Source organism: Devosia limi DSM 17137 (assembly GCF_900128975.1).
GTDB classification, from domain to species: domain Bacteria; phylum Pseudomonadota; class Alphaproteobacteria; order Rhizobiales; family Devosiaceae; genus Devosia; species Devosia limi.
In genome coordinates this window covers 48,026-63,297 of the sequence record NZ_FQVC01000013.1, presented here as the reverse complement: position 1 = coordinate 63,297, position 15,272 = coordinate 48,026, and the positions used below count along the sequence as shown (strand labels likewise).

The 15,272-nt window shown below is 63.5% G+C and carries 15 protein-coding genes and 1 tRNA gene; 4 read left to right on the top strand and 12 right to left on the bottom strand.

Annotation, left to right across the window (positions count from 1 at the left end; translation table 11 throughout):
- Positions 1–46: 46 nt before the first annotated feature.
- Entirely contained in the window at positions 47–1,570 is a 1,524-nt protein-coding gene (locus tag BUA69_RS17320) for an undecaprenyl-phosphate glucose phosphotransferase (protein WP_052950453.1), read from the top strand.
- 101 nt (positions 1,571–1,671) lie between these two features.
- Positions 1,672–2,853: an O-antigen ligase family protein gene (locus BUA69_RS17315; RefSeq protein ID WP_143154566.1), complete on the top strand. Its 1,182-nt coding sequence runs from the start codon at positions 1,672–1,674 to the stop codon at positions 2,851–2,853.
- Here BUA69_RS17315 and BUA69_RS17310 read toward each other — a convergent pair.
- Together BUA69_RS17310 and BUA69_RS17305 are read right to left on the bottom strand one after the other, a co-directional pair.
- Positions 2,850–3,818 (bottom strand): phosphotransferase enzyme family protein, encoded by a 969-nt coding sequence (locus BUA69_RS17310; RefSeq protein ID WP_052950454.1) that lies wholly within the window; start codon positions 3,816–3,818, stop codon positions 2,850–2,852. The genes BUA69_RS17315 and BUA69_RS17310 overlap by 4 nt on opposite strands.
- Positions 3,819–3,912: 94 nt before the next feature.
- Positions 3,913–3,989 (bottom strand) — tRNA-Pro (locus BUA69_RS17305).
- A gap of 199 nt (positions 3,990–4,188) precedes the next feature.
- Between BUA69_RS17305 and BUA69_RS17300 the strand changes: the two genes are divergently transcribed.
- Both BUA69_RS17300 and BUA69_RS17295 read left to right on the top strand, forming a co-directional pair.
- Positions 4,189–4,410: a hypothetical protein gene (locus BUA69_RS17300; protein WP_072866612.1), complete on the top strand. Its 222-nt coding sequence runs from the start codon at positions 4,189–4,191 to the stop codon at positions 4,408–4,410.
- Complete coding sequence (locus tag BUA69_RS17295; protein WP_046134678.1) at positions 4,407–4,613, top strand: hypothetical protein; 207 nt, start codon at positions 4,407–4,409, stop codon at positions 4,611–4,613. Before BUA69_RS17300 ends, BUA69_RS17295 begins: the two co-directional genes overlap by 4 nt.
- A 33-nt stretch (positions 4,614–4,646) precedes the next feature.
- Here BUA69_RS17295 and BUA69_RS17290 read toward each other — a convergent pair whose 3' ends face one another.
- From BUA69_RS17290 to BUA69_RS17245, 10 genes are all read right to left on the bottom strand, one after another.
- On the bottom strand, positions 4,647–5,666 hold the full coding sequence (locus BUA69_RS17290; protein WP_046134679.1) for a Gfo/Idh/MocA family protein: 1,020 nt from the start codon (positions 5,664–5,666) through the stop codon (positions 4,647–4,649).
- Between the two features lie 7 nt (positions 5,667–5,673).
- On the bottom strand, positions 5,674–6,747 hold the full coding sequence (locus BUA69_RS17285; RefSeq protein ID WP_046134680.1) for an ABC transporter ATP-binding protein: 1,074 nt from the start codon (positions 6,745–6,747) through the stop codon (positions 5,674–5,676).
- A complete protein-coding gene (locus BUA69_RS17280) occupies positions 6,748–7,992 on the bottom strand; it encodes an AGE family epimerase/isomerase (RefSeq protein WP_046134681.1) in 1,245 nt (414 codons plus the stop codon).
- On the bottom strand, positions 7,989–8,855 hold the full coding sequence (locus BUA69_RS17275; protein ID WP_052950455.1) for a carbohydrate ABC transporter permease: 867 nt from the start codon (positions 8,853–8,855) through the stop codon (positions 7,989–7,991). Before BUA69_RS17275 ends, BUA69_RS17280 begins: the two co-directional genes overlap by 4 nt.
- Positions 8,852–9,739 (bottom strand): carbohydrate ABC transporter permease, encoded by an 888-nt coding sequence (locus tag BUA69_RS17270; RefSeq protein WP_046134682.1) that lies wholly within the window; start codon positions 9,737–9,739, stop codon positions 8,852–8,854. The genes BUA69_RS17275 and BUA69_RS17270 overlap by 4 nt, the downstream gene beginning before the upstream one ends.
- Before the next feature lie 67 nt (positions 9,740–9,806).
- The gene (locus BUA69_RS17265) at positions 9,807–11,120 is read right to left on the bottom strand and encodes an ABC transporter substrate-binding protein (protein ID WP_046134683.1); all 1,314 of its coding nucleotides are present in this window, start codon (positions 11,118–11,120) and stop codon (positions 9,807–9,809) included.
- A 53-nt stretch (positions 11,121–11,173) separates the two neighbouring features.
- A complete protein-coding gene (locus BUA69_RS17260) occupies positions 11,174–12,445 on the bottom strand; it encodes a neutral/alkaline non-lysosomal ceramidase N-terminal domain-containing protein (RefSeq protein WP_046134684.1) in 1,272 nt (423 codons plus the stop codon).
- On the bottom strand, positions 12,442–13,590 hold the full coding sequence (locus BUA69_RS17255; protein ID WP_046134685.1) for an N-acetylglucosamine-6-phosphate deacetylase: 1,149 nt from the start codon (positions 13,588–13,590) through the stop codon (positions 12,442–12,444). Before BUA69_RS17255 ends, BUA69_RS17260 begins: the two co-directional genes overlap by 4 nt.
- The gene (locus tag BUA69_RS17250) at positions 13,587–14,366 is read right to left on the bottom strand and encodes a sugar isomerase domain-containing protein (protein ID WP_046134686.1); all 780 of its coding nucleotides are present in this window, start codon (positions 14,364–14,366) and stop codon (positions 13,587–13,589) included. The genes BUA69_RS17255 and BUA69_RS17250 overlap by 4 nt, the downstream gene beginning before the upstream one ends.
- Entirely contained in the window at positions 14,359–15,141 is a 783-nt protein-coding gene (locus tag BUA69_RS17245; protein WP_342020333.1) for a glucosamine-6-phosphate deaminase, read from the bottom strand. Before BUA69_RS17245 ends, BUA69_RS17250 begins: the two co-directional genes overlap by 8 nt.
- Positions 15,142–15,272 lie beyond the last annotated feature (131 nt).

Here is a 15,272-nt window from a genome sequence, read left to right as displayed (position 1 = left end):
CCTTGGGTCCCATGGTGAACCCGAATTTGAGCGCGGTGAGCAGACTATGTTTCGTGTCGACCCCAAACAGGCAATGCTGGAGCATGCCGCCAAACACTCGGCTTCGGGCGGGTCAGTCAGAAAACTCTCCGACCGCGCTGAACAGATCATCGCAACCCCGGTTGGATCGACCATCCCGGCGACGGTGATTGTCGGGGTGGCCCAGGCCGTCGAGGCCGCATTGCTCGCCCTGCTGGGGTTTGTCATCTGCCGCCTCTATGTTCAGGGCGCGCAGATCGAAGTGTATGCGCCGCTCATCCTGGGTACCTGCCTTGTGGGCAATGTACTGTTCAACGTCGCCCGCACGCATCGCATCGCTGCCTATCGCTCGCTGCTTGCCCAGACCAGCCGGGTGGCAGCTGCCTGGTCACTGGCTGTCATGCTGTCGATCCTCGGCGTGTTCCTGTTCAAGGCCGGCGACATGGTTTCGCGCGTCTGGCTGATTGTCTGGCTGGTTGGCGGCATCGTGCTGCTCGTTGCCTATCGTCTGGCGCTGCGGGCGCTCGTTCGGCGCTGGACCGCACAGGGACGTTTGAAGCGCCGCACAGTCATTGTCGGCGGCGGCAAGGATGCCGAGGCATTGATCGAGCAGATCCGCCAGGGCGCCAGCAATGACGTCGAGCTGTTTGGCCTGTTCGATGACCGCGTCGATGACCGATCGCCCGAAGTGGTCGCGGGGTGTCCCAAGCTGGGCAAGGTGGTCGACCTCATCGAGTTTGCCCGCCGGACGCCGGTGGACCTGGTGATCGTCTCGATGCCGCTGTCCGCCGAAAAGCGGGTGCTGGAAATGCTGACCCAACTCTGGGTGCTGCCTGTCGACATCCGGTTGTCGGCGCATATGAGCCAGCTCAAGTTTACCAGCAAGGCCTATTCCTATGTGGGCGACGTACAGGTCTTCGACATCGCCGACCGGCCGATTTCGGACTGGAACCTGGTGTTCAAATGGGTGTTCGACAAGCTGGTGGCGATCACCGCGCTCATCCTGCTCTCCCCGATCATGCTGATCACCGCCCTCGCCATCAAGCTCGAGAGCAAGGGCCCCGTGTTCTTCATGCAGAACCGGCACGGCTTCAACAACGAACAGATCAGGATCTACAAGTTCCGCTCGATGAAGACCGACATGCTCGACCACAATGCGGTCAAGCAGGTCACCCGGGACGATCCGCGCGTCACCAGGGTCGGCCGGTTCATCCGCAAGAGCTCGATTGACGAGCTACCGCAGCTGTTCAACGTGCTCAAGGGGGAATTGTCCATCGTTGGCCCCCGCCCTCATGCCTTGCAGGCCAAGGCCGAGAACCAGCTCTATTACGAAGCGGTGGAAGGCTATTTCGCCCGCCACCGGGTCAAGCCCGGCATGACGGGCTGGGCCCAGGTCAATGGCTGGCGCGGCGAGACCGACACGATCGACAAGATCATGCAGCGCGTGAATCATGACCTCTATTACATCGAGCATTGGTCGCTGCTGCTCGATATCTACATCGTGCTGCTGACCCCACTGTCACTGATCTCCAAGAACGAGAACGCCTATTGACCGTTTCGGGCACCTTTGACGCAAAGCCGCCAAAGGCCGGGGCCAACGCTCCCGGCCTTGCTGCTGCGCGCGCCGGCGCTCAACGGTTGCTGGATTTCCTGGTGTCTATATGGATCTTCACCGGCGGGTTGGTGCTGTTCGAGCCTTCGCCCTATGAGCTGACTTTCCTTGCCGTCCTGCCGATGGCCTTCATTGCCGGGATCGGGCTGTATCGTTCGACCCTCGGTCTGCTCTGGATCATGATCGGGTTCACGCCTTTCGCGCTGATCGCGGTCTTTCAGGTCCGCTTCACGCCGATCCCCAACGCGCTGGTGTTTGCGCTGGTCACCGTCTTCCTGATGCTGACCTCGTACTTCGTCGCCAATTACGTGGCTGAATCCAGTCTTGGACGTATGCGATTGATTATGAACGCCTATACGGCGGCAGCGGTCTTCTGCGCTGTCATCGGCACCCTCGCCTATCTGGGGCTGATCCCCGGCGCTGAGCTGTTCCTGCGCTATGACCGCGCCAAGGCGACCTTCAACGATCCGAATGTGTATGGCCCATTCCTGGTCCTGCCGGCGATGTTTGCCCTGCAACGCGTGTTGCTCGGCAATGGCCGCCGCGCCTTTTGGGGCGCAGTGATCTACATGATCCTGTTCGTCGGGGTATTCGTCAGCTTCTCGCGCGCCGCATGGGGGCATTTTGCCATTTCATCGATGATCGTGCTGGTCCTGTGCTTCTGGCTCGAGGCCACGGCGCGGGACAAGGTCCGCATCATGATCATGTCGCTGCTGGGCGCCGGCATGCTGGTGATCGCGCTGGCGGGCCTGCTGTCGATTCCCTCGGTGGCCGAACTGTTCGAGGTCCGTGCTTCGGGCCAGAACTACGACTCGGGCGAAACCGGGCGCTTCGGCCGGCAGGGTTATGCGTTCGAGCTTGCTCTCGACAATCCGCTCGGGATCGGCCCGCACGAGTTTCGCAACCTGCGCATCATCGAGGAGCCTCACAACGTCTACGTCTCGGTGCTGCATGTCTATGGCTGGGGCGGCGGGCTGATGTACTATCTGCTGGTGATACTGACGCTGTGGAAGGGTATTGCAGCCCTTACCCGCCCCTCCCCGTATCGGCTGCTGATGATTCCGCTGGTGGCGACCTACACCATGCTGGTCGGCGAGTCGGCCATCATCGACAGCGACCACTGGCGGCATTATTTCCTCATCGTCGGGCTGATCTGGGGCGTGGCCTCGGCGATCGGCAATGCCCCGCCGCGCCGCATCGAGCGGGAATCCGCGCTGATCTAGCGCCAGAGCGCCCCACCAAGATAGCGCTCGGCCAACATGGCCGTGCCAGCGGCAAAGCCATTGGCATGCTGCTGCGCCAGCCCGGTCTCCCCGTGCGAGCCGATCCAGGCCAATAGCGCCATGCGCCGCAGCAGCACCATGGTTTCGAGGGCAGCAATATCGTCGGCGCCGAACGGCCGGTTGGCCTGGTAGCCGGCAAGCCAGGCGGCCCGTAGCGCGGGCACCGCGGCATGGGTCTCGTGGAACGATATCGCCGCAGCAAAATCATAGGCGAACCAACAAAAACCGCAGTCATCGAAGTCGATCAGCGTGACCGCGTCACCATCGACCAGCAGGTTTCCCAGCCGCATGTCGGCATGGATCAGGCCAAAGCGATCGGCAGCAGTTCCGTATTCGGCGAGGCGCCGGCGCAGTTCGGTATCGAGCCGGTCCAGCAGCGCGCGCGTTGGCGTGTCGACGCCTGGCGCCTGGCGCCAATCGCCCCAGAGGCCAGCTGCATCCAGGATATGGGCGCCGCTCCAGACCTGCCGTTCAAAGCCGGCGGGCGGGGTCCATTGCTCGGCATGCTCGTGCATACGGGCGGCGACGCTCCCCAGAGTGCGGAAGAGCGGCTCCAGGTCGTCGTCGGGCCGGGGCTCCTGCCCGGTGGCGAAAGGGAACAGGACCGCCAGCCGGCAATCGCCAGCAGCTGACCATATTTCCTGCAAATGCTGGCCATTGCTGCCAGCAACTGGCGCTGGTGCTGGTATGCCGACATCGCGGCGCAGCGCCGTCAGCCAGCTCAACTCGCTCTCGATGGAGCGGCGTGACTGATAACCCGGCCGATGCACCCGCAGACAGAATGCCGGCACGCCATGGCGGTCGATCCGAAAGGTATGATTTTCCGAGTGATTGATCAGGCGGGCGGTGCAATTGGCGGTCTGTGGCCAAAGTGCCAGTGCCGCTGCAATGTCCGTCACGTCCACCTGCTTCTCCTGCCGCGACAAGGCCAACAGAACGTGACCGGGCAATCGCCACCCGGACCGGTCTATCGCGCCACTTGGCGTAAAGGAGGTAATTTGGTCGGAGCGGCCGGATTTGAACCGACGACCCTTTGTCCCCCAGACAAATGCGCTACCAGGCTGCGCTACGCCCCGACTGCGCGGAGACATAGACAAGCTGGGCTTTTGAGGCAAGTCCCGATTTTGGAAGAAATGGAACAAAACGAAAATTCAGCGGGAAAAAGCCCCTTGCGTGGGGCTGGCGCCCGCGGGTATCCCCACGACGATTTCTCGATTCGTTCACCAGGAAAGACCGAGGAAATGGGCACAAAGGCCGTGCTCGGTACCAAGGAGCATGGGTAAGCAGATGCGCAAACTCTCCGACGACGATCTCCACATCCTTTCGGTGGTGGAAAAGCATGAACGCATCTGCATCGGGCTGCCGGTCGATCCCGACTGGGCGCCAATCGCCGAGCATCTGCGGCGGCTGGCGAAGTGGAAATACCTGATCGAGGATGCTACGGACGATGGTCCGGCATACACACTGAGCCAGGCTGGACGGGAGAGTCTGGGATGAGCGCCACCAAAGCAATCAAGAAGCGGGTTCTCCGGCTGCAGCGCGCCCTGCCCAAGGGCGAGACGCTGACGTCGATCAGCATTACGCCAGAAGAACGGGCGCAGCTGGAAGCAGAAAGCCGCGAGACAATAACGTTCAGCATTCAGGACGGTGTCATCGTCGAGCGTTTCCTGGGTGTTCCCCTCAAGGTCGACGCCAAGTAATCCTGGCCAAGGCTGGACAGGGCAGCGGGGCGGTCACAGCTGAACCGGATGCCCGCGAGAGCCCAGCATTGCGGCGATCAGGTAATGGACCTGTAGCGCGTCCCGCCCGGAAATGCGCGGCTGGCGGCCTTCGGCAAGTGCCGCAGCGAAATCAACGATCAGGGCTTGATGGGCCTGGCTCGAAAACCCCATCGGATCAGCGCCCGATCCCGATCCGGCTTCATCGCCATCGACATCAACCTGCGTGCCGTCATGCAGGCGCGCCGTCAGTGTGGTGCCATTGAGCTGGGCCGTGCCCTTGTCGCCGACCAGCTCGATGGCGTCGGGTAGTCCGGGGAAGGCGCAGGTTGTGGCGCTGACGGTGCCCAGCGCGCCATTGGCGAAGCGCAGCGCCGCCGTCGCCACGTCCTCGCCCTCCATGGCATGAACCGGACTGGTGGTGACGAAACCGGACACTGTCTGCGGCAAGCCAGCCAGTGCGATCATCAGATCGAGATTATGGATGGCCTGGGTCAACAGGACACCGCCACCATCGCGTGCCAGTGTTCCCCGGCCGGGTTCGTCGTAATAGCTTTGCGGCCGCCAGTAGCTGGTGCGCGCGGCCACCTGCACCAACCGCCCGAGGCGGCCTGAATCGAGCAGCGCCTGCAGCGCCAGCGCCGCCGGGCGGAAGCGATTCTGCAACACCACCCCAAGCGTGATCCCGGCCCGTTCGGCGACCTCGACCAGCTGCTCGGCGCGCGCGATGCTGATATCGAGCGGCTTTTCCAGCAGCACGTGCTTGCCGGCAGCGGCGGCCTGCTGCACCAGCTCGAGATGGGTATTGGGTGGCGTCAGCACCAGCACCGCATCGACGCGCGGATCGCCGAAAATCGCCTCGGCATTGTCGATCACCGGCAAGCCATACGCCTGGGCAAAACTCTGGCGCCGGGCTGCCGACGGGCTGAACGCATGCAGCGTTTCGATGCTGTCCCCGAGCGCCAGCAAGGCCCGGGCATGCGGCTGCGAAGCCATGCCCAGCCCGATAACGGCAATACCGAGTTTTTTGGTCATAAGACCACTAGCCCAGTCGCCTGGTCGTTGCGCTGTCGAACAAATGCGTGGTGCCTGCCTGCGGCATGAGCCAGATTTCATCGCCAATCGAGGCCATCAGGCGCTGGCGCAGCAGCGCCGAGATCCTGTCGCCGCCCAGTTGCACGACAATGAAGGTCTCCGAACCCGTGGGCTCGATGGTGACGATCTTGCCGCCCAGGCCCTGCCCCGTCTGCGCCAATTGCAGATGTTCGGGTCGGATGCCGAGCGTCGCGGTCAAGCCATCGAGCGCCCCCACCGCCGCATCGACCGGCAGCCGGAAACCGCTGGCAGTTTCAAACGTCTGCTGACCGCCATCATGCCGCACAGTGCCAGTGAGGAAGTTCATGGCGGGCGATCCGATAAAGCTGCCGACAAACATATTGGCCGGATGATCATAAAGCTCGAGCGGGGCGCCGGTTTGTTCCACCACGCCATCGCGCATGACCACGATCAGGTCAGCCATGGTCATGGCCTCGATCTGGTCGTGGGTCACGTAGATCGTCGTGGTCTTGAGGCGGGCATGCATGTCCTTGAGCTCGCCGCGCATCTGCACGCGCAGCTTGGCATCGAGGTTGGACAGCGGCTCATCGAACAGGAACACCTGCGGTTGCCGCACGATCGCCCGGCCCATGGCAACGCGCTGGCGCTGGCCACCCGACAATTGCTTGGGGAAGCGCTGCAGATAGTCGGTCAGCCCCAGAATGCGCGCCGCCTCGCCGACCCGCTGGTCGATCTCGGCCTTGGACTGCTTGGCCAGCCGCAGCGAAAAGCCCATATTCTCGGCAATCGTCATATGCGGATAAAGCGCGTAATTCTGGAACACCATGGCGATGTCGCGGTGCTTGGGCTCGACATCATTGATGACCCGCCCGCCAATCGAAATCTCGCCCTTGTCGATGTCTTCCAGGCCCGCAATCATGCGCAGCAGCGTAGACTTGCCGCAGCCGGACGGCCCTACCAGCACCACGAAGGCCCCATCGGGAACCTGCACATTGATGTCGCGGATGATGTCGGTCGGGCCATAGGACTTGGCGACGTTGCGAATTTCTACGGTTGCCATCTATGCACCTGCTTGTTCATGGTCGGCATCAGTGGTCTGCAGTCGCCCGGCGGCCTCTATGGCTGCCAGCAGACTGAGACCCGTGTGATAGCCGGGGTCGAGATCGGGGGTGGCCGGCACAAAATCGACCGGGCCATTGTCGGTCATCGTCTGGTAGGCGATGGCGGGTTCGCCGCGCCAGAAGGTATCGAAAAACGCCTCATGCGCCTGGCGCCAGACGGCCAGCACCGCCGGATTGCCACTGCGTTCATAGGCCAGCGCCGCGCTGCGGATGGTTTCCGGCAGGGACCACCAGGGGCAATAGGGACTGGTCGGCTGCCCGGTGGCGGCCGAGACGACGAGACGCACTCCGGGCGCGTGGAAACCCGCTTTGAACGAGGCGAGCAGCACCGCTTCAAGCTGGCCGATCAACGCCGCATCTGCATCGGCTGGCAGATAATCCAGCGCGAAGCCCACCAGTTCGATACCGTGACCGACATTGCAGGCATCGGCGCCCGGCACGTTGCGGAGCAGGCCCGATTGGCCATCCAGATGGCGCTCCAGCACATGGGCGACGAAGCGGTCGGCAAAACCGGCAGCTTCCGGATGCCCGATGCGATGCAGCATGCCGGCAGCGCCGAGCAGGATCATCCGCGGGCCAAAATCGTCGGCCTGGTCCGCCAGGCTCTGCGGGCAGAGGGCGCGCCGCTCATCCATCTGGAAGCGACCGCCTTCGATCGCCGAGACCAGCTGCGGCAGATCGGCGAGATGGCGTGCGACATTGCCCGGCGCATAGCGTGCCGCGGCGGCGATCAGCCCCTTGAGCACGAAGATGTCGGAATAGGTGTAGATATCGGCTGGCCGGGACTGTGGCGCAGTGCTGCCATCGGCAGCAGCGATCACCGGCTGCAAATGCCCGTCATAGCAGAAATAGGCGTGGCCATGCCACTCCCACAATCCCCGGAGCATAGCGTAGAGCGGCTGCGCGACGGCATCGATGCGTGCAGTCAGGGCCGGATCGGATGCCGCAAAGAAGGCGGCATGGGTGACCAGCGCCTCAAGGCCCCGCCCCTGGATCCAGCCATAGGTGAATTGCGGCGCCCGCAAGCCATCGGCCGGACCGTAATTGGCCAGCGTGATGCTGTTCTGCTTGCTGTTGAGAAAGCCGCCCCCCAGCAGCGGCCGCCCCAGCAGCCAGCGCAGGCTGGCAGCATTGGCGTCGATATAGGTCTGCCGGGCGGTGGCGGTGAAAGCGGCGGCGCTCATTCCTTGAGCCCCGTGCTGGCGACGCCCTGCACGAAATTGCGGCGCAGGATGACGAACAGCGTGATCGAGGGCACCAGCACCAGCGCCGAGGCGGCGCTGAGGCGGCCGAGATCGACGGTAAACCCGGTCTGGAACAAGGCCAGCCCGACTTCAATCGTATAGGCCTCGCGATTGGTGGCGACGATCATCGGCCAGGCAAAGGCCGTCCACGCCTGGAAGAAGGCCAGCACGCCGAGGGCGCCAAGGGCGCCGCGCAGCAGCGGCAGCACGATACGGAAGAAAATCCACAATTCCCCGGCTCCATCGATGCGCGCGGCTTCCAGCAATTCGTCGGGAATGGAGTGGATGACATTCTGGCGGATCAGGAATATGCCGAAACTCATCACCAGATAGCCGAGCAGCAGCGCCCAGATAGAGTTCAGTATCCCCAGGCTCTGCGCCTGGAAGTAGAGCGGGATCATATAGACCTCGAACGGCACGATGGCCGTCGCCAGCACCAGCGCGAAGATGATGTTGAGCGAGCGATAGCGGAACTTGGCCAGGATGTAGCCGGCAATCGAGGAGGTCGCCAGGATCGCAATGGTCGACATCACCGCGAACAGGATGCTGTTGAGGATCCAGCGCAGCAGCGGCGTTTGCGTCAGCACGGCCGCAAAATTGTCGATGGTCGGATTGGCCGGAATGACAGTCGGCGGCCAGGCCAGCATTTCCTGCGGCGTCTTGAAGCCGTTCGACACCAGGAACACCAGCGGCAACAGCATCAGCAGGCTGAAGGTCAGCAGCACGACGTCAATGCTGCGGTCGACCAGCATGCGGCGGAAACGCCGGCGCTTCCCGCTTTCGGTGGAGCGATTGGAGCTCATGAACGCCCCCTTTCCCGCAGCAGGGAGAACTGAATCAGCGTCAGCACCAGCACGATGACCAGCAGGACCACCGCCTCGGAGGCAGCATAGCCGACGCGATAATTGCGGAAGCTGTTTTCCAGCATGTCGAGCACCAGCACCCGAACCTGCCGCCCCGGCGCGCCCTGCGCATCGGAGGCCAGCACAAAGGCCTGCGCATAGACATTGAAGCCCGAAACCAGCGTCACCACAGACACATAGAGCGTGATCGGCTTCAGCATCGGGATCGACAGGAACCAGAATGATTGCGGCCCGGAGGCGCCGTCCAGCTTGGCCGCTTCGTAAAGCGACACAGGCAGGCTCTTGAAGCCCACCAGATAGATCAGCACGGCATAGCCCAGCGCCTGCCAGGAGCAGAGCACGATGACGCTGATCACCGACAGCGTCGGATCGAACAGCCAGGCCTGCGGCTCGATGCCGAACATGCCCAGGAAGGCATTGAGCGGCCCCAGGCGCGCGTCGAAGATCCATTTCCAGGCCATGGCAGCGGGCACAAGCGACACCACATGCGGCAGGAAAATCGCAGTTTCATAGAAACCCGAGGCGCGTGAGCGCGTGCGATAATGGATCATCGCGGCCAGGATCATCGCCGTCGGAATGGTGATGATCAAGACGCCGAAGGCGATAATCGTGGTGTTGAGCAGGGCCTCGTGGAACAGCCGGTCGCCCATCAGTTCCTGGAAATTACCCAGGCCGATGAATGGCTTGTTCTTGGACAGGATGTCCCACTTGTGCAGGCTCAGCCGAAGCGTCTCGGCTATTGGATACATGCGTACCCAGGCAAAGATCGCCAGTGTCGGCAGGATGGCGAGCATAGCGAAGAGCCATCTCTTGCGCCGCAGCATTGTATTCTCCGCTGATGGCGCCTGGAAGGCCTTGGTCTTCCAGGCGGGTTAGGGTCCGGGCGCTGGCCTATTGGGCCAACAGGCCCTCACGCTGCAGCAGGGCATTGATCTCGTCCTGCATGGCCATCAGCACACCATCAATCGCCGCATCATCGGCTGCCAACGATGCGTTCGCGAAGGCGTCGGTCAGCCGCGCTGCCGTCCGGGTCAGGATTTCCTCGACCGGACCGATATTGGGCAGAGAGAAGAACTCGTAGGTGTCGGGATATTCGACAAACGCAGCCAGAGCCGGCTTGGCCTGGAGGATGGCGCTGTAGTCGAGGCCGGACCGGTTCGGCAACCAGCCGACATTGTCCAACAGCCACAGCAGGTTCTCGGGCGAGTTGGCGGCTTCGGCAAAGGCCCAGGCGGCCTCGGCTTCGGCACCTTCGCCGCTGATCCACAGCGATACCGGCGCAACGATGGAGCCACGCGGCAGGGTCGCCGTTGCATAGGGGAGGTCCGGCGCCTTGGAGGCGATGTCGCCGATCACCCAGGACTCGCGGATGAACATGGCGGTCTGCTCGCGCTCGAACGCTTCGGCATCGGCCGGCATCTCGACAGTCACGGTCTTGAGCGTGTGCACATTCTCGAGATATTGCTTGAGCGCCGCACGGCCTTCGGCATTGGCGAAATCGGCCTTCCATTTGCCGTCGGCAGTCTGCTCGACCAGGCTCTCGCCATACTGGAACATGTTGATCCAGAACTTTTCGGCAATGCCCTGACCGCCGCCGGACAGGCGCAGGCTCCAACCCGAAACGCTCGGATTGCCATTAGCATCGCGCTGGGTCAGCGCCTCGGCATATTTGGTGTAGTCGGCCATGGTCGCCGGCGGCTCGGTCAGCCCGGCAGCCTCGAACATCTCGGTATTGTAGTAGAGCGCGCTCTGGCCGCGGAACAGCGGCACGCCATAGACGGTGCCGCCATAGCTGGCGGAGTCGCGGAAGAAGTCATTGAAATTGGCCGGGTCCTGCACGAAAGCGGCAACCGCCTCGGGAGCGGCGTTGAACAGCTCGTTTTCGAGGTAGCGCGTTGCGGTCGAGGTGCCCAGCTCGATCACTTCGGCTGCTTCCCCGGAGGTCAGGCCCAGGGCGATGCGCTTTTCGTGCTCGCGCAGGGCGATGGCTTCAACCTTGACGCTGAGGTCAGGATAGTCGGCCTTCATGCCTTCGGCGACATGTTCATAGAATGGCGCCAGTTCTGGATAGCCGCTCCAGACGCTGATTTCCTGGGCGCTGATGGCGGGCGCCGCGGCAATGACGGCCAGGCCCATGGCAGAGCCAAGCAAGGCATGGCGAAGCGCAGCAGACGACGTGCGGCGGCGCAGTGTGGATATGGTCATGAAAGTCTCCCCTTGTATCGCTCGTTCCCTATACAGGCGATTGATGAAGTTTGTTATGCAACCGGTTGCGTTGTCAAGTGGCGCTCGGCAAGCAATGCCCTGGCGGCATCGGCCAATGCCTCGGCAGAACCCGGCGCAAAGGCGCCCGGCATGCCGATAAAACGATGCGCCTCAGCCACTTCGTAGCCGCCGAAGACAAATTCGCTGCTTGGCGGAATGTAGCCGGGATTGCCCTCGGCATAGGAGATGATCAGTGCCGGCCGCCCTGCGCATGCAGCCCGTACCGACAGACCCGTCTCACCAAAAATCTCGCCCGGCAGCGCCACGATGGGAATGCCGCACCAGTCCAGCAAGCTCACCCGCGCGCGCCAGTGACCAGGCTTTGTGTGTTGATTGCGCTCGGCCCAATGGATCCAGTGCCCCAGCAAGATGGCCCGCACCGGCTCGGCAGTGGCGCGCTCGGCCCGCCAATTCTCGGCCAGAGCCGATAGCGGCTCCGGTTCAAGCCGGACGAGATCGAGATCAAGCGCGCGATGCCGGCTGCCGATTTCCCCCTCGACAGGCTGCATCACCGCCTGCAGCGCCGCAGCGGCAATCCGCTTTCCAAGACGCTCCGCAGTGGAAAATGTGCGCTCATTATTGGCGGCAAGCGTCCACGACGCCTGCGCGGTATGGCCGGTATTGGCATCGCCCGTACACCCGGTCAGGAACAGCGCCATCGCACCGGGAATAGCGGCCTCCAACCCGGCACGAACATAGTGCGGATAGTCCGCCGTCATTTCCCGGTTATCGGCTCCCAGCACCACGGGATGGCAGGCGTAGGACACGACGACGGCGATACATGCCCCGTCGAGATCGTCGATCCGCACCACCGGGAGCGAGCGATCCAGCGGCCCATCGGCATGACGACGATTGCGTGCAACGTCGGGATCGCCACCCATGCCAGCGGCCAGCCTGGCTGGCCGTGCACTGGCCAGGGCCTGGTCAATGGCTGCAACCGCACCATCCTCGATCTGCTGCAGGAACTGCGAATCGGCATCCCGGCCGAGCCGCCCCCGCATCGACACCGGAGCGCCGTGAGTATGCGTCGCCGCGACCACGACATTGTCGTCCGGCAAGGCACAGCGCTGCCGAATGCGCGCCGCCATATCCTCGTGCAGGCCAATAACATCGAGCGCGACCAGCGCCGTATCGCCAACCACAACCGCCCGCGCCGTCAGGCGATCATGAACGCCTGTGGAGGGCTCGGTCCGCGCCGCAAACCCGGCCAGATGCAGTCCGGCGGGCGGCGTAATATCCACGCAGGCGGCACCGGCGCGCATCATGGTGCCACCCGCTGACCGGCCACATAGACATCGGCTATGCGCAGGCTCGCATCGCCCGGCTCCCAGAAGAACCGCGTCACATCAGCCCGCCCGCCGCACTCCAGCACGCCCCGCCCTGGCACGAAACGGCCGGGATTGCGCGTCGCCAGTCCCAGCGCGTCCGCCAGGCCAATTCCCGTTGCGCCGATAGCCTGAGCGATATTCTGGTTCAGCAAATGTCCCGCGCCCGCCAGGTAAGGCGTTCCCGCAATACTGAGCCGCCCATCCCCGGACACCTCGACCGCACCACCAATCGGGCTTTCGTAGCGCCCGCTGGGCATGCCACCGAGCGCCGCCGCGTCCGAAACCAGGATGGCGTTTTCCAGCGTCTTTGCCCGCAGCATCGCCTTGAGCGTCGCCGCCGGCAGATGGTGGCCGTCGGCAATGAAGCTGGCGGTCAACCGGTCGTCGGCCAATTGCGTCCAGATGAAATTGGGATGGCGGGGCAGCAGGTTCGCCGCTCCATTCCCCAGATGCGTCGATAGCCGCGCACCGGCATCGACCGCCGCCAGCACCTGCTCGGGCGACGCACCGGTATGCCCCAGCGACACCAAGACGCCCTGTGCCACAAGGCTACGGATATAGTCCGGGGCCCCGGGGAAATGCGGCGACAATGTCACCAGCCCGACCAGTCCATCACAGGCTTCCTGCCAGCGCGCGAATTCGGCGGGGTCCGGCGGCCGCACATGCTCAAGTGGATGGGCACCCCGCGGCCCGTCGGCCGGATCGATGGACGGGCCTTCCACATGCACAAACGGGATCATCTGGGCGAGCAGAGGACTGACCCGCCGGGCTGCGGCAATACTCGCCAGTCCCGCCACGAGCGACGCCTCACTCGCCGTGATCAGCGTCGGCGCAAAGCAGGTCACCCCTGCCGCCAGCAGGTGGCGCGCCAATTGTTCGATGGTTTCCTGCGTCGGCGCCCCGGCGTTGAGGTCATGGCCGCCATAGCCATTGACCTGCAGGTCGACAAAACCCGGCGCCAGATAGGCGCCATCGTCAGCCTGCGCCGGCATCAGTGCAGTGATCCGGCCATCGGCAAATTCGACCGCCAGCCCCTGCCCCGTCGCCGGATCCCGTCCAACAATGCGGCCGGCCTGACTCATAGCCAACGCACCCGGTCGCGGAAGCGCTCGAGGAACCGCCCATTGGCCTCGTCGCCACCCGGCGCATTGCCGCTGCGCCAGATTGGCGGCTCGATACCGCGCTCGGCCAGCTTGGCAACGGTGCGGATCACCAGGCAATTGAGCGCAAAGGCATTGGCGAAGGTCGACACCGCAGCAATGCGCTCACTCACGCCCTCGATGCCCACCAGCGCATCCCCGATGGGCACCTTGGTGTCGATGGCGATATCGACGATATCGTGCAGGTTCTGCTTGGTGGGGTGACGCGCCGGATGGGTCGGCGCGCTGTGGCTGGCATGCTGGTGCGAATTGAAACCGATCAGGAATGCGCCGCGCTGGCGCGCGGTCATCGCCGCATCGATCAGCGCCGCGTTGATACCATAGGCATTGGTCAGGATCAGCAGATCGCCCGCACCCAGGCGCTGATCGTCGATCACCACCTTGCCATAGCCCGGGGTCCGCTCGATCGCCATGGAGCGCAGCGCACCATTGGACAGCAGCGTTCCCTCATCGAGAATGGCGCTGACATGCATCAATCCACCAGCGCGGAAGAAGATTTCCTGCGCCGCCAAATTGGAGTGACCACCCGGGCCATAGACATAGACCAGCCGATCTGCCGCAACCTGGTCAGCCACCCGGCTGGCGGCACGGTCGAGACTATCGCGTTCATCCACCAGGATGGACTGCATCAGCCCAGTCACATCGGCCAGATAGGCCGCACAGAGCACGTCGGCGTCGATAGCAGCAGGTTCAGACATCGGGATCGGACTCCGCATCGAGGTAAAGACTGCAATTGGGATGTTCGCGCAGGATACTGGCCGGGCATGCCGTGCTGATCGGACCATGCAATGTTGCCCGCACGGCGTCGCGCTTCAAGGCGCCGGGCACGACGCAAAACAATTGCCCCACATTGACGAGGCGCGGAATCGTCAGCGTGATCGCCCGCTCGGGTACATCCTCGAAGCGCGCAAAACACTCATCATCGACCTGCTGCTGGCGGCATTGCTCGTCCAGCGTCACCACCTTGACGTCCAGCGGGTCGGCAAAATCGGCCACCGGCGGATCGTTGAAAGCGATGTGGCCATTGACGCCAATCCCCAGGCACACCATGTCGACCGGCGCTTTTGCGAGTTCAGCGGCGTAAGCGGCTGCCGCGGCCTCGGCATCCGGCTCGGGAACGATCCGATGCACCTGGGCAAACGGAAGATGATCGAACAGATTGGCATCCAGCCAGCGGACAAACCGCTCGGGCGCGCCCGGTGGCAATCCGATATATTCATCCATGTGAAACGCCGTGACCCGCGTCCAGTCAATGCCCTCGGCCCTGCAGAGTGCTGCCAGCATCTGCGCCTGGCTGGGCGCCGCGGCAAACACCATCCGCACCGCAGCCTGACGCGCCAGCGCCTCACGCAGCGCCTGGGCAATGTCGCGCGCCGCCGCATCGCCCATCGCCACCCGTGTCGGATAGGAATGGACGCGCAGCTTACCGGCGAAACGCGCTGCCTTGGGCGCGGCGTGAACAGTCGACGTCATAAAAAGGCCTCCGACAGCAATGGTGCACGGCGTTCAGATCGCGGCACCCAATTTTCGACAACTATTTAATGCAACCGGTTGCATGTCAAGCGGCATTGACTGGTACTCCGCGCCTGCTCGTGCCATGACCA